This window comes from Pseudonocardia autotrophica (assembly GCF_003945385.1).
Classification (GTDB): Bacteria; Actinomycetota; Actinomycetes; order Mycobacteriales; family Pseudonocardiaceae; genus Pseudonocardia; species Pseudonocardia autotrophica.
The window spans coordinates 3,801,356-3,820,090 of sequence record NZ_AP018920.1; the positions used below are offsets into that span (position 1 = coordinate 3,801,356).

An 18,735-nucleotide genomic window follows, 5' to 3' on the forward strand; every position below is an offset into this window, starting at 1 on the left:
GCACCCCCCGACCCGGATACTGGGCGGATGTCGGCGAACTGTCCCTGTGGCCGTACCCGCCCGGAGCAGGCGTGTTGCGGGCCGGTGCTGGGCGGCAGACCCGCGGCGACCGCCGAGGACCTGATGCGCAGCCGCTACACCGCATTCGTGCGGGGCGACAGCGCGCATCTGCTCGCCTCCTGGCATCCCTCGACCCGGCCGCGCCGGCTGCGGCTGGAACCCGGATCGGTCTGGACCGGCCTGGAGATCGTCGCGCGCTCCGGCGGCGCGATGTTCGACGCCGAGGGCGTCGTCGAGTTCCGGGCGCAGCGCCACGACGGGACGCTGCACGAGCGGAGCCGCTTCGTCCGGGAGGACGGTCGCTGGTTCTACGTCGACGGCGAGCTCGATCCCGGATCCGGCGGCTCCGGCAGGTAGGAGCCGTGCAGTCGCCAGCCGGAGATCCCCGGTTCCCAGTGCAGGGCCTCGCCGGGCGCCGGGTCGATCCGGTCCAGCCGGGCCCACAGGTCCTCCTGCGCGCGGCCCAGCTCGCGCACGGTGCGGCCGAGGCCGGTCAGGATCCGGACGAGTGTGCTGTCGTCGCTGCTCATGGCGTCGATCGTGGCCGCGGACGCTCCCGCACGGAATCGGCAGCAACGCCGATTCTCGACAACATCCCGCCAGCCCCTGACACGTCGTCCGGGCGGGGATAACGTCCCGGTACGTGGATCACTCCCCGACGCAGGACGGCCCTGGACTCGGCGACGCACCGACCGGCGGCCCGCTGGACGGCGTGCTGGTCGCCGACTTCTCCCGGGTGCTGGCCGGCCCGTACGCCACCATGATGCTGGCCGATCTCGGCGCGACCGTGATCAAGGTCGAGGGCCCCGGCGGCGACGACACCCGCACCTGGAAGCCGCCGGTGCACGACGGGACGGCCACCTACTACCTCTCGATCAACCGGAACAAGCGGTCGATCGTGCTGGACCTGAAGGACCCCGGCGATCTGGCGGTGGCACGGCGGCTGGCGCACCGGGCGGACGTGCTGGTGGAGAACATGAAGCCGGGCGGGATGGCCCGCTTCGGGCTCGATCACGCCTCGGTCGCGGCGCAGAACCCGTCGGTCGTCTACTGCTCGATCTCCGGCTTCGGCCCGCTCGGCGGCGCCCACCTGCCCGGCTACGACCTGCTGGTGCAGGCGGTGTCCGGCCTGATGAGCGTGACCGGCCCGGCCGACGGCCCGCCCTACCGGGCCGGGGTCGCGGTGTTCGACGTGCTCACCGGCCTGCACGCGGCGCTGGCGGTCACCGCGGCGCTGCGGCACCGGGAACGCACCGGGGAGGGTCAGCTGCTGGAGACGAACCTGCTGTCGGTGGCGCTGTCGACCCTGGTCAACCAGACCGAGGCCTACGTCGCCGCGGGAGCCGTGCCGCACCGGATGGGCAACGAGCACCCGAGCGTCTTCCCCTACCAGCCGATGCCCTGCAAGGACGGCGATCTCATCGTGATCGCAGGCAACGACGGGCAGTTCCGCAGGCTCGCGACCGTGCTCGGCGACCCGGCGATGGCCGAGGACCCCCGCTTCGCGACGATGTCGGACCGGATCGGCCACCGCGCCGAGATCGAGCAGCGGTTGCGGGCCCGGCTCGCCACCCGCACCGCGCAGGAGTGGTACACCGCGATCACCGAGGTGGGCGTGCCGTGCGGGCCGATCAACTCGGTCGACGGCGGTGTCGCGCTGGCCGAGCAGCTGGGCCTGGAGCCGGTCGTGCGGGCGCCGGACGAAGCGGGCGTCCCCACCGTGCGCAATCCGGTGACCTGGTCGCGGACCCCGCCGTCCTACCGGCGCTCGCCGCCGCCGCTGGGTGCCGACTCCGCGCAGGTGCGGGCCTGGCTCGATCAGGACTGAGCCGGGCCGAGCCTCGCTACGGCTGGCCGCCGGGAATGGGATGCGGCCCGACCCCGGGGCGCCACTCCGAGACGACGCCCTCGGCGGGCCAGCCCGGCGCCAGCATCTCCCCGTCTCCCGCCTTGACGTAGTCGGTCCGGTTCTCGCGGTGTTCGTAGGCCGCGTAGGTCATCCGCACGTTGCGGTTGCCGTTGACGCACGTGCCCGGGTCGACGACGCGGAACGAGACGGCGCGGTACTGCCAGGTCTTCTTCGTCGAGCGGAGCGCGTCGCTGTAGGTCGTCGTCGCCGGGAAGGTCCATCTGCTGGTGTGGCCCTCCGCCGGTTCACCGGTCCGCGCCAGCGGGATGGTCTCGCCGCGGGCCGGCACCGACGCGCACGGCAGGTACTTGCTGAACCCCTGCTCGTAGTACCAGGCCAGGCCGATTCCCGGCGAGACGAACAGGGCTGCGACCGCCACCAGTGCGACTGTGGCGACCCGTGTGAGCACACGTGACATGTCGGCTCCTCCGCTGAGCTCGATGGTCGGCGTGCACGCCCGGCAGCGGCGGACGTACCCGGTCACAGTGGACTGTTGTGAGCCCCAACGACGGTGTCAACCGTTGTGGCCCGTCCGGGGCGCTCCGGTCGCTGGCCCGCGGCGCGATTCGCCGTTCAGCCGGTGGCCGGCCCGAGCGCCAGCAGCCGGACCTGCAGCTCGACGGTGAACCGCTGCACGGGATCGTCCAGGCTGATCCCGCTGCGCGCCTCGATCCGCTGCAACCGGTAGCGCAGGGTGTTGCGGTGCACGCACAGCCTGCGGGCCGCCTCCGAGACGTCGCGGCCGGCGTCGAACCAGGCCAGCAGCGAGGCCAGCACCTCGGCGCGACGGTCCGGGTCGTGATCGAGCGAGGCGTCCAGTGCGCCGTCGAACAGGCCGGGCCGGTCGCGGGCGATCTCCCCCAGCTCGGCGAGCACCGCCCACGGGCGCAGGTCGCTCAGACTCGCGACCGACGGCCGTCCGCGACCGGCGAGCACCGTCGCGGCACGGCCGAGCGGGCGGGCCAGTCCCGCGACATCGGAGTCGGCGTCCACCCGGCCGCTGACGCAGGCGACGAACCGCGCGCCGTGCAGCGCCGAGAGCCGGTTCCGCACCGTCTCCGCGTCGTGCTGGGCGGCCTCGGCACCCCGCCGGCCGGGGAGCAGCACGAAGATCGCGCCGTCGCTCCGGGTGAGCGCGGCACCCGGGAACACCATCCGCACACAGGCCCCGGCGGGTGCGGTGATCGCCGGTTCCGGGCCGTCGCCGGCCGGCCGGAGCGCCAGCAGCGTCCACTCGGCGGGCCGGCCGAGCGCCTCCACCGATCCGGTCCCGGACAGCGCCCCGCGCAGCAGCTCGTCGGCGAGGTCACCGGGCCCGCGCGAGCCCGGGTCCGGCGAGCCCGCCAGGCGGGCGGCGACCACGGCCGCCGCCTCGGTCAGCACGTCCGGCACGGTCGCGGACAGCGGCTCGCCGCCCTCGGCGACGATCACGTACCCGGCGACCGCGTCCCGGACGACGACCGGTGCCATCATCCGCGGCACCGCACCCGGGAACAGCACCCGCTCCGGCCCGCGACTGCGGAGCAGCCGTTGTGCCGCACCGGATCCGGTGAACCAGTCGCGGGCGGTGACCGGTGCCCGGCGGTCCAGCACCGAGCGCTCCCGCAGCGGGTCGACCGGATGCCCGAGCCCGGCGTGCGCGAGCGTCCGCAGCTCCGCGTCGACGATCTCCACCGGTCCGCCGGCGGCGGCCGCCGTGGCCTCCGCCAGCCCGAACAGATCCGGCGCGGCGCCGCCGGGTCGCTGGCCGAGGCGGGCGGCCGGGACCAGGGAGCGGGCGAGCACGCACAGGTCGTCCCAGCAGACCCGGTCCGCGGCGACGAGCACCGTCACCCCGGCCCGGCGGGCCCGGTCCCGGACCGCGCTGACGTCCTCGACGCCCTTGAGGACGACCGCGCAGGCACCGCCGCGGGCGGCCTCGGCGACGGCCTGGCAGGCGAGCACGGTGCTCGTCGACGGCGCGGCGACCAGCAGCAGATCGTCGGGTCCGCACGGCCGCCCGGACAGCGGGTCCCACAGCGTGACCCCACCGAGCGACCCGTCGATCCCGTGCGGCGCGGCGAGCACGTCGAGCACACCGCGGCCCGGCCCGAGGAGGAGATCGGCGAGCCGTGGGGGCGGCGGCTCGTCGAGGACCGTGGGCACCAGCCGGACGACCGGACAGCGGTCCGTCCGGGCGGGTGTGCTCTCCACCGGTCGCCGGTCCGTCAGGCTCACCTGCGTCACCACCTCTCCGGGCACGTCGGTCGGCGTGCGATCTCGGAGTGAGGTTAGGAACACTGCGGTCCGCAGTCTGTGGGCGAACTGCACGGCCTGCCCGGTGGGGTGTGCAGACTGCACCCGGGGCAACCGGGTGGCCGGCCCGGTCGCAGGTCAGCAGCGGCTCGGCTGCAGCTCAGCGGCGGCGCAGCAATTCCGCGGGGCTGTGGGTGAGCGCCGGCCGAGCCGCGACACACGAATGTGACAGGAGTGTAGCCGCGCCGACCCGGTCCACCGCTGCGTCGTGCCCCACACCGGAGCGCCCTCAGTCGGGCTCCTCCCAGGCCACGCCCAGCGCCCGGGTCGCCAGGTGCACCACGATGCGGTCGTCCGGGTCGTCGAGGTCGACCGGGAGCAGATCGCGGATCCGTTCCAGCCGCTGCATCACGGTGTTGCGGTGCATCCCCAGCGCGGCGGCGGTGTCGGTCGCCGAGGACTCCCGGTCCAGGTAGCCGCGCAGGGTGCGCACCAGCTCGCCGTGCGGGTCGGCCTCCAGCAGCGGGGTCAGCACCTCGGCCGCCACCGAACGCAGCGCCGGTGAGCTGTACCAGCCGACCAGCATCCGTTTCATGCTCACCCCGTCGACGTGCTCGACGGTCGCCGGCCCGTCCTCGGTACCGGCCAGCAGGCAGCCCCGGCGGGCTTCGGCCAGGGAGCTGCGCAGCCCGGCCAGCCCGTCGCGGGGTGCGCCGATCCCGGCACACAGCCGCAGTCCCGGCCGGTCCGCCTCGACCGACAGCAGCGCCTCCCGCACCGCCTCACGGACCGCCGCCGCCGGGTCCGGGCCGGCTGAGCCCGACGAACCGGCGGAGCCCGACGCAGCGGCGCTGCCCGACGAACCGGTGGGGCCCGACGAGTCGGTGGTCGCCCACAGCACCCACCCGTCCGGACGCTCGACCAGTCCCATCGGCATGCCGTGCCCGGCCAGCCGTTCGTCGAGGTCGGCGACCGGCTCACCGGGCCGCAGCACGACGCCGCCGGGACGCACCGCGATCTGCACGGCGGTGTGCCTGCCCGCCAGCCGCCAGCCGAGTGCGGTGGCCCGCTCCACCGCGCGCGGTGACGGAGTGTCGCCCTGGTCGAGCAGCTCGCCGAGCAGCAGCGAGCGGTGCCGCCCGGTCCGCTCCAGCGACGCGGTGGTGCGCGCGACGTAGGCGGTGTAGGACAGCGCCGCGATCGCCATCGACTGGCGGATCGGTTCCAGCAGCGCGCCGGTGACCGTCTGCAATCGGGCCGCGAGCCAGAAGTTCGCCGGCGCGTCCGGATCCAGCTGGACGGGTTGCACGAGCAGTGCGTCGCCCTCGCCGACCCCGAAGGTGCCCGCCGCCGGGCGGGCCGCCACCAGGTGCGACCGCACCTCGGGCCGGTCCATCAGGTCCCGGACGGCGGGCTCGCCCGCGACGAAGCGGGACTCCGCGTCGACCAGCGCCACCGGCCCGCCGAGGGTCTGGGCGAGCGTCCGGGTGAGCCGGCCGGCGTCCGCGGACGGGGTCTGGAAGCGCTGCGCGGTGGTCCCGAGGATCCGCAGCCCGGCGATCTCCGGGGCCCGCACGTAGGGATCGAACGCGGCGGCCACCGACGCAGGGGCGATCTCGTCCAGCACGACCAGTGGGACGACCAGCCGGTCGGCGAGCCTGCGGGTGGCGAGTGGCACGGCCGAGCCGGGCCGCTGCGCGATGATCCCGGCCAGTCCGGCGCCGTGCGCGAGTCGCAGCGCCAGATCCGCGCCGGGCAGGTCCAGGGTGAGCTGCTCCGGCCCGAACACCACCACGCTGCCCGGCGCGAGCGCCTCGACGGCGTGCACCGACACACCGGGCACGACCATCCGCACCGCCCGGTCCAGTCCGGCCGCACCGCCGAGCACCTCGTGCCCGCGCAGCAGCCCGGTCGCGAGCAGCCTGCCGAGCGTGACCGTCGATCCGCTCACCGTGTCTCCCCCGTCGTGTCTCCCAACGACTCCCCCGCCGCCGCTCCTGGCGTTTCCCTCGGCGTCGCGCCCGCCACCGCTCCGGCCGCCGCGCCCGTCGTCTCCCCCGGTGGCTCCCCCTGCGGCTCCCCGGTCGTTGCGCCCACCGTCGTGCCCGTCCCGGCCGGGTCCACCAGCGGGCCGGTCGCCGTCACCCGCAGCCGCACACACGGCATCGGTACATAGGTCATCGCCATCTCGCGCACCGTGCCGATCCGCACCCGCCGCGGATCGGCCCCGGCCAGAACCGCACCGTCGCGGGCGGACCGCCGGGCCAGTCGCACCCCGTCGGCGAGTGAGCCGTCGGCGAACCGGAACAGCCGGTCCACCGTGGCCGACGCCTCCGCGGTCGCGGCGCCGTAGGCGATCGCCCACTCGGCGTCCGCGGGCCGGCGGGCCTCCGGCGGGACCGGAACCACATCGGCGGTGCCCGCCACCGCGACCGGTGCGCCCCCGAGAGCCGCACCGACCCGCACGATCCCGGCCCGGACCCGGCCCAGCAGCACCGCCGGGCCGGCGCTCCGGTCCGGCTGCACGTGCACGACCCGATCGGTCCGCACCGCCAGCCGGATGCCGCGGACCTCCCGGAACGTCCCGGTGTCCGGCACCAGCCCGTCGTCGAGGCCACCGATCCGCAGGCCCTCGGCGCCCGAGTCCAGCACGACCAGGGTCGGTGACCCGGTCAGCCGGGCCGTCCCGGCACGGGCGGTGGCGTGCGGTGCACCGAGCATCAGCACCGGATGCGCGGCGGCCAGCTCCGGGCTCAGCACGTGCCCGCCGCCGTCCATCAGGTACAGCTCGGCGTCCGGGCCGGCGACGGCCGCCAGCTCGCCGGCCAGCGCCGCGGTGAGCGCACCGGCCCGGCGGGCCAGCGCCGCGTCCAGCACGGCGGTGTTCTCCCGCTCCAGCAGGCCGACGCCGCCGTAACCGTGCGCGGTGACCACCGGGACATCCGGGCCGAGCACCGCGCCGAGCAGCCCGGCGGCCCGCTGCTCGTGCCCGGGATCGAGGTTCCCGGACACCGCCGCGACCGCGACGGCGGCGACCTCGCCGGCACAGCGCCGGGCGAACGCGCCGATCGCGCCGGTGTCCAGCGGCGCGATCTCCGATCCGTCGTGCAGGTACCCGCCGCCGACGACGGCGACCGGACCGCGCACGGCGCCGGCGAGATCGCCGGGCCAGCCGGTCAGCGGCGGGACGCCGGTCGTCGCCGGGGCGCCGATCCGCAGCACCCCGACCCGGTCCAACACCCGAGGATCACCGAGCAGGTCGGCCGGGCCGGGGCAGCTCACCACCGCGCGCACCGGGCCGGGATCGGGCGGCAGTACCCCGGCGAGCAGCCGGCGCACGGTGCCGGCCGGATCGGACGGCGCGGCCGGGCACCCGCACCGGGCCAGGATCCGGCCGTCGGCGCCGACCAGGACCGCGGTGGGCCGGCCGGGGCCCAGGTCGATCCCGATCCGCAGCAGCCGCCCGCCGCTCACGGTTCCCCGACCCGGACCGGGTCGACGTCGAGGCCGAACGCCCGCGGCCCGGCCAGTGCGTAGCCCTCGGGCCGGTGCCAGCGCTCGTCGACCGGCAGTGCGACCACGTGCACCTGCTGCCCGACGACGACGTCCACGGTCTGCAGCACCGCCCCGGTGTCCCGGTCGATCAGGTCGATCACGTCCGGCACGGTCACCGCCACCACACCGTCGGCGGAGACCACCAGGTTCTCGTTCTGGAAGTCGACCCGCAGCATCCGCGCGCCGCGCCGGTCGGCGGGCGGATCCGACTCGATGCTCACCACGCCGCGCGGGAACCCGTCGGTGGCCCGGTGCACCAGCTCCCGGACAACGCCGGAGAACAGCAGCCGCCCGCCGGTGACCGCCAGCAGCGGCCCGGGATCGCCGACGACCGGCGAGCTGCGCAGCGCGCGGCCGATCCGGACGCACTCGGTGAGCCCGCCGCGCGGCGCGAGCCGGGCACACTCGGCGGCGGTCAGCCGGTAGGCGCTGATCAGGGCGACCAGCCCCATGTGCGGCATCGCGCTGCGCAGCAGCCGGGACACGGTGCCCGCGTCGTCGGCGGAGAACACCGCGGAGGTGCCGCGGGAGTCGACCACCACCACCGGGGACGCGCTCATCCCGGCCAGAGTGAGGAGGGTCGCCTCGATCATCGGCAGGCAGCGGCGCATCACGTCGGCGTCCACGCAGGGCAGCCCCAGCTGGGCGGCGGCCACCACCGGCGCGATCGCGTTGACGGCGCCGAGCTGCACCGGCAGCACCGCCGAGCAGCTGCCCTCGGCGACCGTCTCGAACAGCGTCCGCAGCCGGGCGCTCTCGTGCTCACCGTGGAACATCTCGACCAGCACCGACGGGGTGCCGGCCGACAGCACCGGCAGCACCAGCGACTCGGGGGGCAGCTCGGCGGCGTCCACCAGCGGGACCGGGCCGTGCCGGCGCAGCGCGGCGCGCAGCATCTGCCGGGGCAGATACGGGTCTCCCCCGCCACCGCTGCCCAGGACCACCGCGCCGCCGACGAAGTCGTCGACGTCGTCCTCGGTGATCCAGCCCGTGGTGATCCAGTTCCCGGTGCCGCACCCCATCGCCGCGCTCCGCCTCCCTCACGCCGGGGCACTCACCCCGAAACCCGCGTACACCGCGGCGAACGTGCGGGCGGCCGCCGCCAGCTCGTCGATCGGAACGTACTCGTCGGCGGTGTGCGCGACGGTCATCGAACCAGGACCGTAGACCACCGCCGGGATGCCGAGAGCGTTGCGCAGGAACCGGGCGTCGGTGCCCAGGTTCAATCCGCGCACCGGCGCGCCGCCGGCCGCGGCGCGTACCCGGTGGACGAACGGGTGCTCCGGATCGAGCTCGGAGCCCTCAACGAACGCCAGCGTCTGCACGGTGTGGTCGATCCCGGGCCCGGCTCGCTCCAGCACCGCGGCGAGACCGGCCAGTACCTCCTGCTCGGTCCAGCCCGGCAGCACCCGCCGGTCCAGGCGCAGGGTCGCCGAGTCGGCGACGATGTTCGGCATCGAGCCGCCCGAGATGGTGCCGACGTTGCAGGTCGGGTCGCCCAGCAGCGGATGCGGCTCGGTGCCGAAGTCCGCCAGGTGCAGCGCCGCCACCAGCCGGGCCGCGTCGGCGATCGCGGAGTGCCCGGCCGCCGGGTCGCCGCCGTGCGCGGCGCGTCCGCGGACCCGCACCTCGGCGAGCAGCGCGCCCCGTTCGGCGACCCCGACGCCGAGCTCGCTCGGCTCCGGCACGATCGCCGCGTCCGCCGCGATCCGGCCGGCCGCCAGCAGCGCGGCGGTCCCCCACCGGCCGCCGGTCTCCTCGTCGGCGACCAGGTGGAACTGCAGGTCACAGGGCAGCTCGACGCCCGCGTCCTGGCAGGCGCGGACCCCTTCGATCGCGGCGGCGATGCCGCCCTTCATGTCGCAGGCCCCGCGGCCGTACACCCGGCCGTCGCGCACCACCCCGCCGAACGGCGGCACCGACCAGTCCTCGGCCCGCAGCGCGACGACGTCGATGTGCCCGTTCACCAGCAGCGTCGGGCGGCCGCCGTCGCCTGCGCCGAGCGTCCCCAGTACCGACGGCCGCCCGGGGGTCGGTTCGAACACTTCGGTGCGCGCGCCGAGTCCGTGCAGCACGTCGCGCAGCAGCCCGACGATCGCGGTCTCGTCGCCCGGCGGGTTCCGGGTGTCGCACTGCACCATCGCCACCGTCAGATCGGTGCAGCGGCCGGTGTCGACCGCCGCCCGGACCCGGTCCGCGGTGGTGTGCACGGCCGTCACCGCGGAGCGCCGGTGCTGTGGTCCGGGGCGTCGTCGAGGAAGGCGGTCCCCTCCAGGAAGCCGAGCGGGGCGATCCCCTCCAGGAACCCGCGCAGCTGCGGGCGGGCCCGGAACAGGTCGGTGAACAACGTCCGGGCGCCGTCGGTGTCGCCGCTGCGGGCCATCAGCAGCGCCCGCCAGAAGTCCGCCTCCCGGTTGTCCGGGCCGAGCAGCTCGGCGGCCCTGGCCAGCCCGTCCAGCCGGTCGGTGAGCTCGCCGGCATCGACCCCGGTGAACGGTCCCAGGGTCAGTCCGCGCTCGAAGATCACGCCGCCGATCAGGTCGAACGCCCGCTGCCGGGGCAGCAGCCTGCCGAGCTCGCCGACCGGATCGGGATGGTCGTCGACCCGCAGGTCGACCAGCGTCTGCTCCCACGGCCGGTCGGTGCGGGTGCCGGAGACGACCTTCAGCATCGCCGACTGCGACCCGCGCACGTCGCCGCCGGCCGCCTCGGCCGCGACCATCGCGGCGAGCAGCCGATCGGCCAGCTCGCCGGAGGTGCCGTGGTAGGCGTCCAGCATGGCCGGCCAGACCTGTGCAGAGCCGAGCATGTTGCCCTGCACGGCGACCCCGTCGCCGGTCACGCCACCCGCCGCCGGGGCGCACCGGTCACCGGTGTGCGAGGCCGCGCCGCCCGCGGCGTCGACCACGCCGAGCTGGCGGTAGCCGGCGTCCGGGTCGCCCGCGACGAGTGTGCCGACGGCGTCGGCGGCCGGCGCACCGGACCGGATCAGGTCCAGCGCGCCGGGTCCGTGTGCGACCTCGACGAACGCCTGGGTCGCCGCCGCGCCGACACCCGGCTCGGTCCAGCCGACGAGCCGGCCGACGCCGAAGAAGTGCGACTGGGCGGCCACCCCCAGCGCTCCGGTACGGGGGCAGCGCGCCACGATCGAGTAGGTCACCGGGTGGCCTCCACGTGCTCGGTGATCAGTGCGGCGACCCGCTCGGGCACCTCCAGCATCGGCAGGTGCCCGATGCCGTCGAGGAACACCGGTTCGGTGCCGGTCGCGGCGGCGATCTCGGCGGTCATCGCCGGTGGGCAGGTCGGGTCCTCGGTGCCGGTGGCGGCCAGCACCGGGACCCCGACCCGCCCGGCCAGGTGCCGGATGTCGGCCCGGAAGGCGCCGTGCAGGATCCCTGCGACGACCTCCTCGTCCCGGGTCCCGGCGGCCGCGGCCAGCCCGTCGACGACCCGCGGCTCGGTCCGGAACGCGCTGCCGACGATGCCGGGCAGCAGCCCGGCGAAGTAGCCGGCGGTGCCCTGGGCCCGCAGCTCGGACACCATCGCCTCGATCGCCTCGTCCGGCGCGCCGACCCCGAGGGTGGAGCCGAACGTCGCGACGCCGAGCACCCGCTGCGGGTGCAGTGCCGCCGCGGCCAGCGCGATGGACCCGCCCAGCGAGCCGCCCGCCAGGTGCACCGTCCGCAGCCCGAGCGCGTCGAGCACGGCGACGACGTCGGGCAGCCAGCCGTCCTCGATCGAGAACGGCCCGGCCGTCGTCGACGTGCCGTGGCCGCGCAGGTCCAGCGCCACCGTCGGCAGGTCGAGTGCCGCGCTGACGTGCTCCCAGACCGAGCCCGCGGTGTTGATCGGGTGCAGGAGTACCAGCGCGCCGTCGGCGGCCGGCTCACCGGTGACCCGCACCGTGAGCGGCCCGGCGGGGCCGTCCACGGTGCGGGTCGACGTCGCGACGCCGCTCATTCGGTGCCGTACTTCAGCTGGCCCTCGGGGGCGAACTCGCTGATGTGCATGTGCCAGATCCGCCAATCGGCGTTGCCGGCCCCGTCGTCGCGGCGCAGGAACTCGGTGTTGCGGAACCGGGTCGCCCCGCTCGACTCCAGCCGGCCGGTCGCGGTCGGCAGCACCAGCTCGGCCTCGCCCTCCGAGGTGAGCAGCGCGACGTCACCGAACACCTGGATGTCCGGCTCGGTCAGGTCCGCGATCCGGGTGATGGTGACGCCGACCGAGGTGAGGTTGCGCCACAGCTTCGCCTTGTCGGCGGCACCGTGGTAGACGAAGCCGTTCAGGTTGAACTGCAGGTAGCCGTCGCCGACCGGGAAGAACGGCAGCATCTTCTCGACGTCGAGGCCGACGTTCGCGGCGAACCAGCCGTCGTGGACGGCCCGGATGGCGGCGGCGTCCTGCTCGGGGGTGCTCATGGGTGATCTCCTCCGGGGGTCGGGTTCAGGAACTGAAGTCGGGGACGAGACCGGCGACGGTCGCGAGGGTCTCCTCGGCGTTGTCGGCCACCACCGGGACGACGACGACCTTGTCGGCGCCGGCGTCGAGCAGCGCCTGGATGCCGGCGCGGGCCTCGTCAGGGCCGCCGGTGACGCTGAACGCGTCGATCCACTCGTCGGGCATCTCGGCGGCGACCGTCTCGGCGCCACCGCGGGCGATCATGTCGGCGATCGTGTCGTTGGCACCGATCGAGGCGAACAGCGGGCACGGGCCGGTCGCGGCGATGTAGAAGGCCAGCACCGGGGTGATCTGCGCGCGCACCTCGGCGGCCCGGGCCGGATCACCGGTCAGGTTCATCGCGACCAGCACGACCTGCTCGGGCCGGGTACTGCGGCCGGCCGCGTCGGCGGCGGCGTCCAGCTTCTGCCGGGTGGCCCGGACGTACTCCGGGGTGGCGAGCACGCTCACGACGATGCCGTCGGCGAGCTCACCGGTCAGGGCGATGCCCTTGTCCCCCAGCACACCGGTGTAGAGCGGCGGGGGCTGGGCCGGCGGGTGGGTGAGGGTGACCTCGTTGAAGGTGTGCACCCGGCCGCTGTCGTCGACCTTCTCCCCCGCCAGCAGCGCCGACACCCCGGTGAGGGTCTCGCGCAGCGCCGACATCGGGGACGTCACGGTCAGCCCCATCTGGGCGGTCCAGGCCGGCACGCCGTGCCCGATCCCCGGCTTGAACCGGCCCGGGTAGGCCCGGGCCAGGGTCGCCGCCTCCATGGCGAGCAGGGCGGGATGGCGCACCATCGACGACACCACGGCGATCCCGACCGGAATCCGCTCGGTGGCGCCCAGTGCGATCGCCGAGGCGGCGATGCCGCCGAGGAAGAAGTAGTCCTCCGGGATCCAGAGCTCCCCGAAGCCGCGCTCCTCGACCTCGCGGGCCAGCCGGGCGATGTCCTCGGGCGGGGTGGTGCTGCCGAGCAGCAGGCCGATCCTGTTGGTCATGATCTTCAACTCCTGGGTCAGCCCAGCGCCCGCAACCGCGGTGCCAGGTCCTTGTCGAACAGCTGCAGGAACCGCTGCTGGTCGTGTCCCGGCGCGTGCAGCACCAGGTGCCGGAAGCCGGCGTCGACGTACGGGCGGATCCGCTCGGCGACCTCGTCCGGATCGGACGCGACGATCCAGCGGGACGCGACCTGCTCGATCGGCAGCTCGTCGGCGATCCGTTCCATCTCCAGCGGATCGGAGATGCCGTGCTTCTGCTCCGGGCGCAGTGACAGCGGTGCCCAGAACCGGGTGTTCTCCAGGGCGGCGTCCGGATCCGGGTCGTAGGACACCTTGATCTCGATCATGCGGTCGACGTCGCAGCGCCGCCGCCCGGCGGCCTGGGCCCCCGCGTCCACCGCGGGCTGCAGCTTCTCCGTGTAGAGGTCCATCCCCTTGCCGCTGGTGCAGATGAACCCGTCGGCGGCCCGTCCGACGTACTTCGCCACCACCGGGCCACCGGCCGCGACGTAGATCGGGACCGGGACCTCGGGGCGGTCGTACACGGTGGCGTCGACGGTCCGGTAGTACTCGCCGTCGACGGTGACCCGCTCGCCGCTCCACAGCGCCCGGATGAGATCGATCGCCTCGCGCATCCGGGCGAACCGCTCCCGGAACTCCGGCCACTCCGACCGGCCCACCGCGACCTCGTTCAGCGCCTCGCCGGTGCCGACGCCGAGCAGCACCCGCCCCGGGTACAGCGCACCGAGCGTGCCGAAGGCCTGCGCGACGACCGCCGGGTTGTACCGGAACGTCGCGGTGAGCACGCTGGTCCCGAGGGTGACCCGGGAAGTGCGCTCGCCGGCGGCGGCGATCCAGGCCATCGAGAACGGCGCGTGCCCGCCCCGGTGCCGCCACGGCTGGAAGTGGTCGCTGACCAGCACGCTCTGCATGCCGCTCTGCTCGGCGAGCACGGCGAGTTCGACGAGCTCACGTGGGCCGAACTGCTCGGCCGAGGCCTTGTAGCCCAGCACCGGATCCGAATCGGTCACGCCGCTCCTCCGGTGGCCGAGTCGACGACCGGCGCGGCGTGTGCCACGTCCATCCCGCCGATGTAGGTGCGCAACGCCTCGTGGAAGCTCGCCGGGAGTCCGGCCATCGCGGTGCGGAAACCGTCCAGATCGGCGACCTCGATCAGCTCCAGGTAGTGGTGCCCGACAGCGCCGACGCCCTCGAGCACCGGGCCCTCCAGGCGCAGCACCCGGAACCCGAGCACCCCCGGCATGGCGGCCGCGGTGGGCGCGTCCACCTCGCGCAGCCAGCGCTCGTAGTCCGCGCGCACCCTCTCGTCGGTGAGCGTGGTCAGGGCGACGACGGTGTGGCTCATCGGGCCGGCTCCGTGGCCAGCGCGGCGAGCACCCGCTCCGGCAGCACCGGGATCGAGGTGAGCGGCGCCGCGCCGGCGGGCAGCGCGTCCTGCAGGGCGTTCACGATCGCCGACGGCGCCGCGATCACCCCGCTCTCCCCGACACCCTTGGCGCCGTTCAGCGCGAACGGGGTCGGGGTGACGGTGTGGAACACGTCGAGCTCCGGGATCTCCCGGGCGATCGGCATCAGGTAGTCGGCGAACCCGACCGCGCCCGGCTGCCCGCTCTCGTCGTAGACGATCTCCTCGGTGAGCGCGGCACCCTGGCCCTGCAGCGCGCCGCCGACGATCTGGGCGTCCACGATCCGCGGGTTCAGCTGGGTGCCGCAGTCGTGCCCGAAGATCATCCGCGGGACGCCGACCTGGCCGGTGTCCGGGTCGACGGCGACGAGCGCGACGACCACCCCGTAGGAGAACGCGAGCGCCTGCGGGTCGAACGCGCCGAGCGTCTCCAGCCCGGGCTCCATCCCCTCGGGCAGGTTGCCGCCCTGATAGGCGGCCGCGGCGACGGTGGCGTAGCTCAGCCCTGCGGCGCCGGCGCCGCGCACCCGGAACTCGCCGCCGGAGTGCTCGACGTCGTCCGGGTCGGCCTCCAGCAGGTGCGCGGCGATCCGGCGCATCTTGTCGATCGCCTTGTCCGCGGCCAGGATCAGCGAGGACCCGCCGATCCCGGCGGCCCGGCTGGCCCCGCTGGCGTAGGCGGTGTAGTGGCTGGAGTCGGTGTCGCCGAACCGGACCGTCACGTGGTCCAGCGGCACGCCGAACCGGTCCGCGGCCAGCTGGGCGAATGCGGTCTCCAGGTCCTGGCCCATCGGGGTCTGGCTGGACACCACGCGCACCCGGCCGTCCGGCTCGACGGTCGCCGAGGTCGCGTCCCAGCCGCCGGTGGTGATCCCGATCAGCGGGAACACCCCGGACGGGCCGAAGTTGGTGCACTCGTTGAAGTAGGCGATCCCGATCCCGGCCGGCCGACCCGCGGCCCGGATCTCGTCGCGCTCGCGCAGCATGTCACGGTAGGCGGGCCGGTCCAGGGCCAGGCCCAGCATCCCCGGGTAGTCGCCGGAGTCGAGGAGCTGACCGGTGGCGGTGGTGAAGGGGAACGCCTCGGGCGGGACCAGGTTGCGCCGGCGCAGCTCCACCGGATCGAGGCCGAGCTGCGGGGCGGCGATGTCGAGCAGCCGCTCCACCGGGAAGTTCGCCTCGGGCTGCCCGAAGCCGCGGTAGGCCCCGAGCGGAGTCTTGTTGGTGACCACCGCGGTCGCCGCGATGTCCACCGCCGGCACCGCGTACGGCCCGCAGAGCAGGGCGCCGGTGGCCCAGCCGGTACCGGCACCGCAGGTCGACGGGGCGCTGCCGAGGTCGATCAGGTAGCGGGCGCGCAGCCCGACGATCCGGGCGTCGGCGTCGAACCCGATCTCCAGCTCCATCCGCTGGTCCCGGGACGGGGTGGAGGCGACGAAGGCCTCGTCGCGCTGCTCGGTGAACCGCACCGGGCGGCGCAGCCGCAGCGCGAAGTACGGGACGAGCGCCTCCTCCGGGTACAGCACGGCCTTCATCCCGAAGGCTCCGCCGACGTCCGGGGCGATCACCCGGATCCGGTTCTCCGGAACCCCCAGCATCGCCGCGACGCCCTCCCGGATCTGGTGCGGCGACTGGGTCGAGGTGTGGATGGTCAGCCGGGGCCCGGTCGGGTCGTAGTCGCAGACCACGCCGCGGGTCTCCATCGAGCTCGCGAGGATCCGGGAGGTCGTGAAGGTCTCCCGGACGACGGTGTGCGCGCCGGCGAGCGCGGCACCGGCGTCCGGCGGTTCCGGCAGGCCGGGGATGGCGACCGGCCAGGCCGCCCGCACCTGCACGTTGTCGCCCCACTCCTCGTGCAGCAGCGGGGCGTCGGGGGCGAGTGCCTGGTCCATCGTGGTCACCGCGGGCAGCGGCTCGTAGACGATCCCGATGGCGTCCCGGGCGTCCTCGGCGACGTACTGATCGCGGGCGACCACGACCGCGACCGGTTCACCGACGTGCCGCACCTTGTCGACGGTGAGCGGGCGACCGTGCCCGGTCTTCTGCCCCGGCAGGTCCCACAGGTACTGCTGGGGCCCGATCTCCTCGAACAGCTCGGCACCGGTGGCGACCGCGTAGACGCCGTCCATCGCGCGGGCCGCGGAGGTGTCGACGGAGACGATCCGGGCGTGCGCATGCGGGCTGCGCAGCACCACCAGGGTGGCCTCGCGGTTGTGGTGCACGTCGTCGACGTAGCGCCCGGCGCCCCGGACGAACCGGTCACCGGTGCGGCTGGGGATGCTGCGCCCGACGTAGCCGCCGGTCGTCTGCTCGGTGGCGGTCATGCGCCCGCCTCCCCGCCCCCGTGCCGCGGTGCCGATTGCCGGGCCGGTTCCAGCGATTCCAGGGACTCCAGGGCCGATTCCAGGGCGGTCACGATCCCGGCGTATCCGGTGCAGCGGCAGATGTTCGCCGACAGCCTGCGGATCAGCTCGTCCCGGTCGAACCGGGCACCCGCCCGCGCCTCGGCGATGATCTCGGTGCCGAGCACGACGAAGCCCGGGGTACAGAACCCGCACTGGAAACCGGTGTGCTCGATCAGCGCCTGCTGGAAGTGCGAGAGCGTGCCGTCCGGGTCCTCGACGCCCTCGACGGTGGTGACCTCGGCGCGGTCCGCCTGGACCGCCAGGGTCAGGCAGGCCCGCGCCGACTCGCCGTCGACGAGCACCGTGCAGGCCCCGCACCAGCCCTGGTGACAGGAGGTGTGGGTGCCGGTGCGCCCGGCCCGTTCGCGCAGGAAGTCCGCGAGGTTGGTCCGCGGTTCGGCGAGCGCGGCGACCGGCTCGCCGTTCACCTGCATGGTCAGTACGCGTTCACCGGTGGGTCGGTGCGGTGCGGTGGGTGGCAGGTCGGTGGTGGTCATGCGGCGTCCTCCCGGGAGGGCGTGTGGCGGGCGGGATCGGGGGCGATCCGGGACAGCGCGGCGGTGACCGCCACGGCGACCAACCGGCGGCGGTAGGTCACCGATCCGTAGCGGTCGCCGTTCGGGACGACCAGATCGGCCGCGGTGGCCGCGACCGCGGCGACGTCGCCGGTGTCCGGAACGGGGACCAGCACCGGGGTCTCGCCGACACCGGTCACGGCGACGACGAGCGCGCCGCCCGCGTCGTGCCCGGCGACCACGGAGACCTTCGCGTGCCGCCGGAAGTGCCGCTGCTCGAACACCCACGGGTGGGCCGGGACCGGCAGCTCGACGGCGGTGAGCAGCTCGTCCGGGCGCAGGCTGGTCCGGAACGGGCCGGTGAACAGCTCCGCGGCCGGGATGCGCCGCTCCCCGGACGCCGAGTGCGCTACCGCGCTGCCGCCCAGCCCGAGCAGCACCAGCGGCAGCTCCGCGGCCGGATCGGCGAACGCGATGCTCCCGCCGACGGTGCCGCGGTTGCGGGTGGGGACGTGCCCGACGTGCCCGAGCGCCTCGGCCAGCACCGGCACCCGGGCGGCGAGCGGATCGCGCTGCACCGCACGCTGCGTCACGGCCGCACCGATCCGCAGCCGGTCGTCGTCGAGCGTCACACCGCCGAGTTCCGGGACACGGCCGATCGCGAGCACGAGCTGCGGGGTGCGGGTACGGGCGTTGAGCTGGGGCACCAGGCTCTGGCCGCCGGCGAGCACGGCGACCTCACCCGGCTCGGCGGCGAGCACGGCGCACGCCTCGTCGAGGGAACGGGGTTCCCGATACCGGAACGGGGCAGGACGCATGGAACCTCCCAGGGACGGGGACGCCACGTGGTGGTGGACGGCGCGATGTCCGATCGGTGGCGAGAACCGAAACTAGGAGTGACGGCAGTCGCGCCGCTTCGGCGCCGCGGACAAACCTCCGGCGGCCGGGATGTGCACGGTGCTCAACGCGCGGCGGGACGCCCTGGTGGGTGGCCGGGTGGGCGCGGCGCCGGTCGTCCACCCCCGCCCGGCGGATTCGCCGGTGCACAGGGCCGGACGCACCGGTACGGCGATCATCTGGCCACCGTGCCCAGCTCGCCGGCGCCCGGCATGTGCACCGTGGCCAGTTCCCGCGCGGTGCGCCGCGCGACGGGCACGGTTCGCTCCCGCGCGGTCTGGACCTGTGCTCCGC

General features: G+C 74.9%; 18 protein-coding genes. 2 read left to right on the plus strand and 16 right to left on the minus strand.

Translation table 11 applies throughout. The annotated features are described in order from the left end of the window. Positions 1–27: 27 nt before the first annotated feature. A complete protein-coding gene (locus tag Pdca_RS17715; RefSeq protein ID WP_085911127.1) occupies positions 28–417 on the plus strand; it encodes a YchJ family protein in 390 nt (129 codons plus the stop codon). Here the strand turns inward: Pdca_RS17715 and Pdca_RS17720 are convergent. Continuing rightward, entirely contained in the window at positions 369–590 is a 222-nt protein-coding gene (locus tag Pdca_RS17720; protein ID WP_085911128.1) for a hypothetical protein, read from the minus strand. The genes Pdca_RS17715 and Pdca_RS17720 overlap by 49 nt on opposite strands. 113 nt (positions 591–703) lie before the next feature. Between Pdca_RS17720 and Pdca_RS17725 the strand changes: the two genes are divergently transcribed. Continuing rightward, positions 704–1,888 (plus strand): CaiB/BaiF CoA transferase family protein, encoded by a 1,185-nt coding sequence (locus Pdca_RS17725; protein ID WP_085911129.1) that lies wholly within the window; start codon positions 704–706, stop codon positions 1,886–1,888. A 16-nt stretch (positions 1,889–1,904) separates the two neighbouring features. On the opposite strand, the gene Pdca_RS17730 is transcribed toward Pdca_RS17725, so the two are convergent. From Pdca_RS17730 to Pdca_RS17800, 15 genes are all read right to left on the minus strand, one after another. Beyond that, the gene (locus Pdca_RS17730; RefSeq protein ID WP_125911452.1) at positions 1,905–2,387 is read right to left on the minus strand and encodes a hypothetical protein; all 483 of its coding nucleotides are present in this window, start codon (positions 2,385–2,387) and stop codon (positions 1,905–1,907) included. A gap of 155 nt (positions 2,388–2,542) precedes the next feature. Next, positions 2,543–4,186 carry a PucR family transcriptional regulator gene (locus Pdca_RS17735; protein WP_125911453.1) on the minus strand — a complete coding sequence of 548 codons (1,644 nt, stop codon included), beginning with the start codon at positions 4,184–4,186 and terminating at the stop codon, positions 2,543–2,545. Positions 4,187–4,493: 307 nt separating this feature from the next. After that, the gene (locus tag Pdca_RS17740; protein ID WP_085911132.1) at positions 4,494–6,155 is read right to left on the minus strand and encodes a helix-turn-helix domain-containing protein; all 1,662 of its coding nucleotides are present in this window, start codon (positions 6,153–6,155) and stop codon (positions 4,494–4,496) included. Further along, positions 6,152–7,678, minus strand: coding sequence for a hydantoinase/oxoprolinase family protein (locus Pdca_RS17745; protein ID WP_085911133.1), 1,527 nt, complete (start codon positions 7,676–7,678; stop codon positions 6,152–6,154). The genes Pdca_RS17740 and Pdca_RS17745 overlap by 4 nt, the downstream gene beginning before the upstream one ends. Next, positions 7,675–8,781, minus strand: a complete 1,107-nt coding sequence (locus Pdca_RS17750; RefSeq protein WP_085911134.1) for an S-methyl thiohydantoin desulfurase family protein — start codon at positions 8,779–8,781, stop codon at positions 7,675–7,677. The genes Pdca_RS17745 and Pdca_RS17750 overlap by 4 nt, the downstream gene beginning before the upstream one ends. 18 nt (positions 8,782–8,799) lie before the next feature. Beyond that, complete coding sequence (locus Pdca_RS17755; RefSeq protein ID WP_232021027.1) at positions 8,800–9,969, minus strand: M20 family metallopeptidase; 1,170 nt, start codon at positions 9,967–9,969, stop codon at positions 8,800–8,802. Positions 9,970–9,974: 5 nt separating this feature from the next. Beyond that, entirely contained in the window at positions 9,975–10,919 is a 945-nt protein-coding gene (locus tag Pdca_RS17760; protein ID WP_085911135.1) for a DUF1028 domain-containing protein, read from the minus strand. After that, complete coding sequence (locus tag Pdca_RS17765) at positions 10,916–11,719, minus strand: alpha/beta fold hydrolase (protein ID WP_197719751.1); 804 nt, start codon at positions 11,717–11,719, stop codon at positions 10,916–10,918. The genes Pdca_RS17760 and Pdca_RS17765 overlap by 4 nt, the downstream gene beginning before the upstream one ends. Beyond that, complete coding sequence (locus Pdca_RS17770; protein WP_085911136.1) at positions 11,716–12,177, minus strand: YybH family protein; 462 nt, start codon at positions 12,175–12,177, stop codon at positions 11,716–11,718. Before Pdca_RS17770 ends, Pdca_RS17765 begins: the two co-directional genes overlap by 4 nt. Before the next feature lie 25 nt (positions 12,178–12,202). Then, complete coding sequence (locus Pdca_RS17775) at positions 12,203–13,198, minus strand: LLM class flavin-dependent oxidoreductase (RefSeq protein ID WP_085911137.1); 996 nt, start codon at positions 13,196–13,198, stop codon at positions 12,203–12,205. A 17-nt stretch (positions 13,199–13,215) separates the two neighbouring features. After that, positions 13,216–14,229, minus strand: a complete 1,014-nt coding sequence (fgd, locus tag Pdca_RS17780) for a glucose-6-phosphate dehydrogenase (coenzyme-F420) (RefSeq protein ID WP_197719752.1) — start codon at positions 14,227–14,229, stop codon at positions 13,216–13,218. Continuing rightward, positions 14,226–14,564, minus strand: a complete 339-nt coding sequence (locus Pdca_RS17785) for a hypothetical protein (protein ID WP_085911138.1) — start codon at positions 14,562–14,564, stop codon at positions 14,226–14,228. Before Pdca_RS17785 ends, fgd begins: the two co-directional genes overlap by 4 nt. Beyond that, positions 14,561–16,948, minus strand: a complete 2,388-nt coding sequence (locus Pdca_RS17790; RefSeq protein WP_085911139.1) for a xanthine dehydrogenase family protein molybdopterin-binding subunit — start codon at positions 16,946–16,948, stop codon at positions 14,561–14,563. Before Pdca_RS17790 ends, Pdca_RS17785 begins: the two co-directional genes overlap by 4 nt. After that, complete coding sequence (locus Pdca_RS17795) at positions 16,945–17,526, minus strand: (2Fe-2S)-binding protein (protein ID WP_085911140.1); 582 nt, start codon at positions 17,524–17,526, stop codon at positions 16,945–16,947. The genes Pdca_RS17790 and Pdca_RS17795 overlap by 4 nt, the downstream gene beginning before the upstream one ends. Next, entirely contained in the window at positions 17,523–18,362 is an 840-nt protein-coding gene (locus tag Pdca_RS17800; protein ID WP_085911141.1) for an FAD binding domain-containing protein, read from the minus strand. Before Pdca_RS17800 ends, Pdca_RS17795 begins: the two co-directional genes overlap by 4 nt. Positions 18,363–18,735 lie beyond the last annotated feature (373 nt).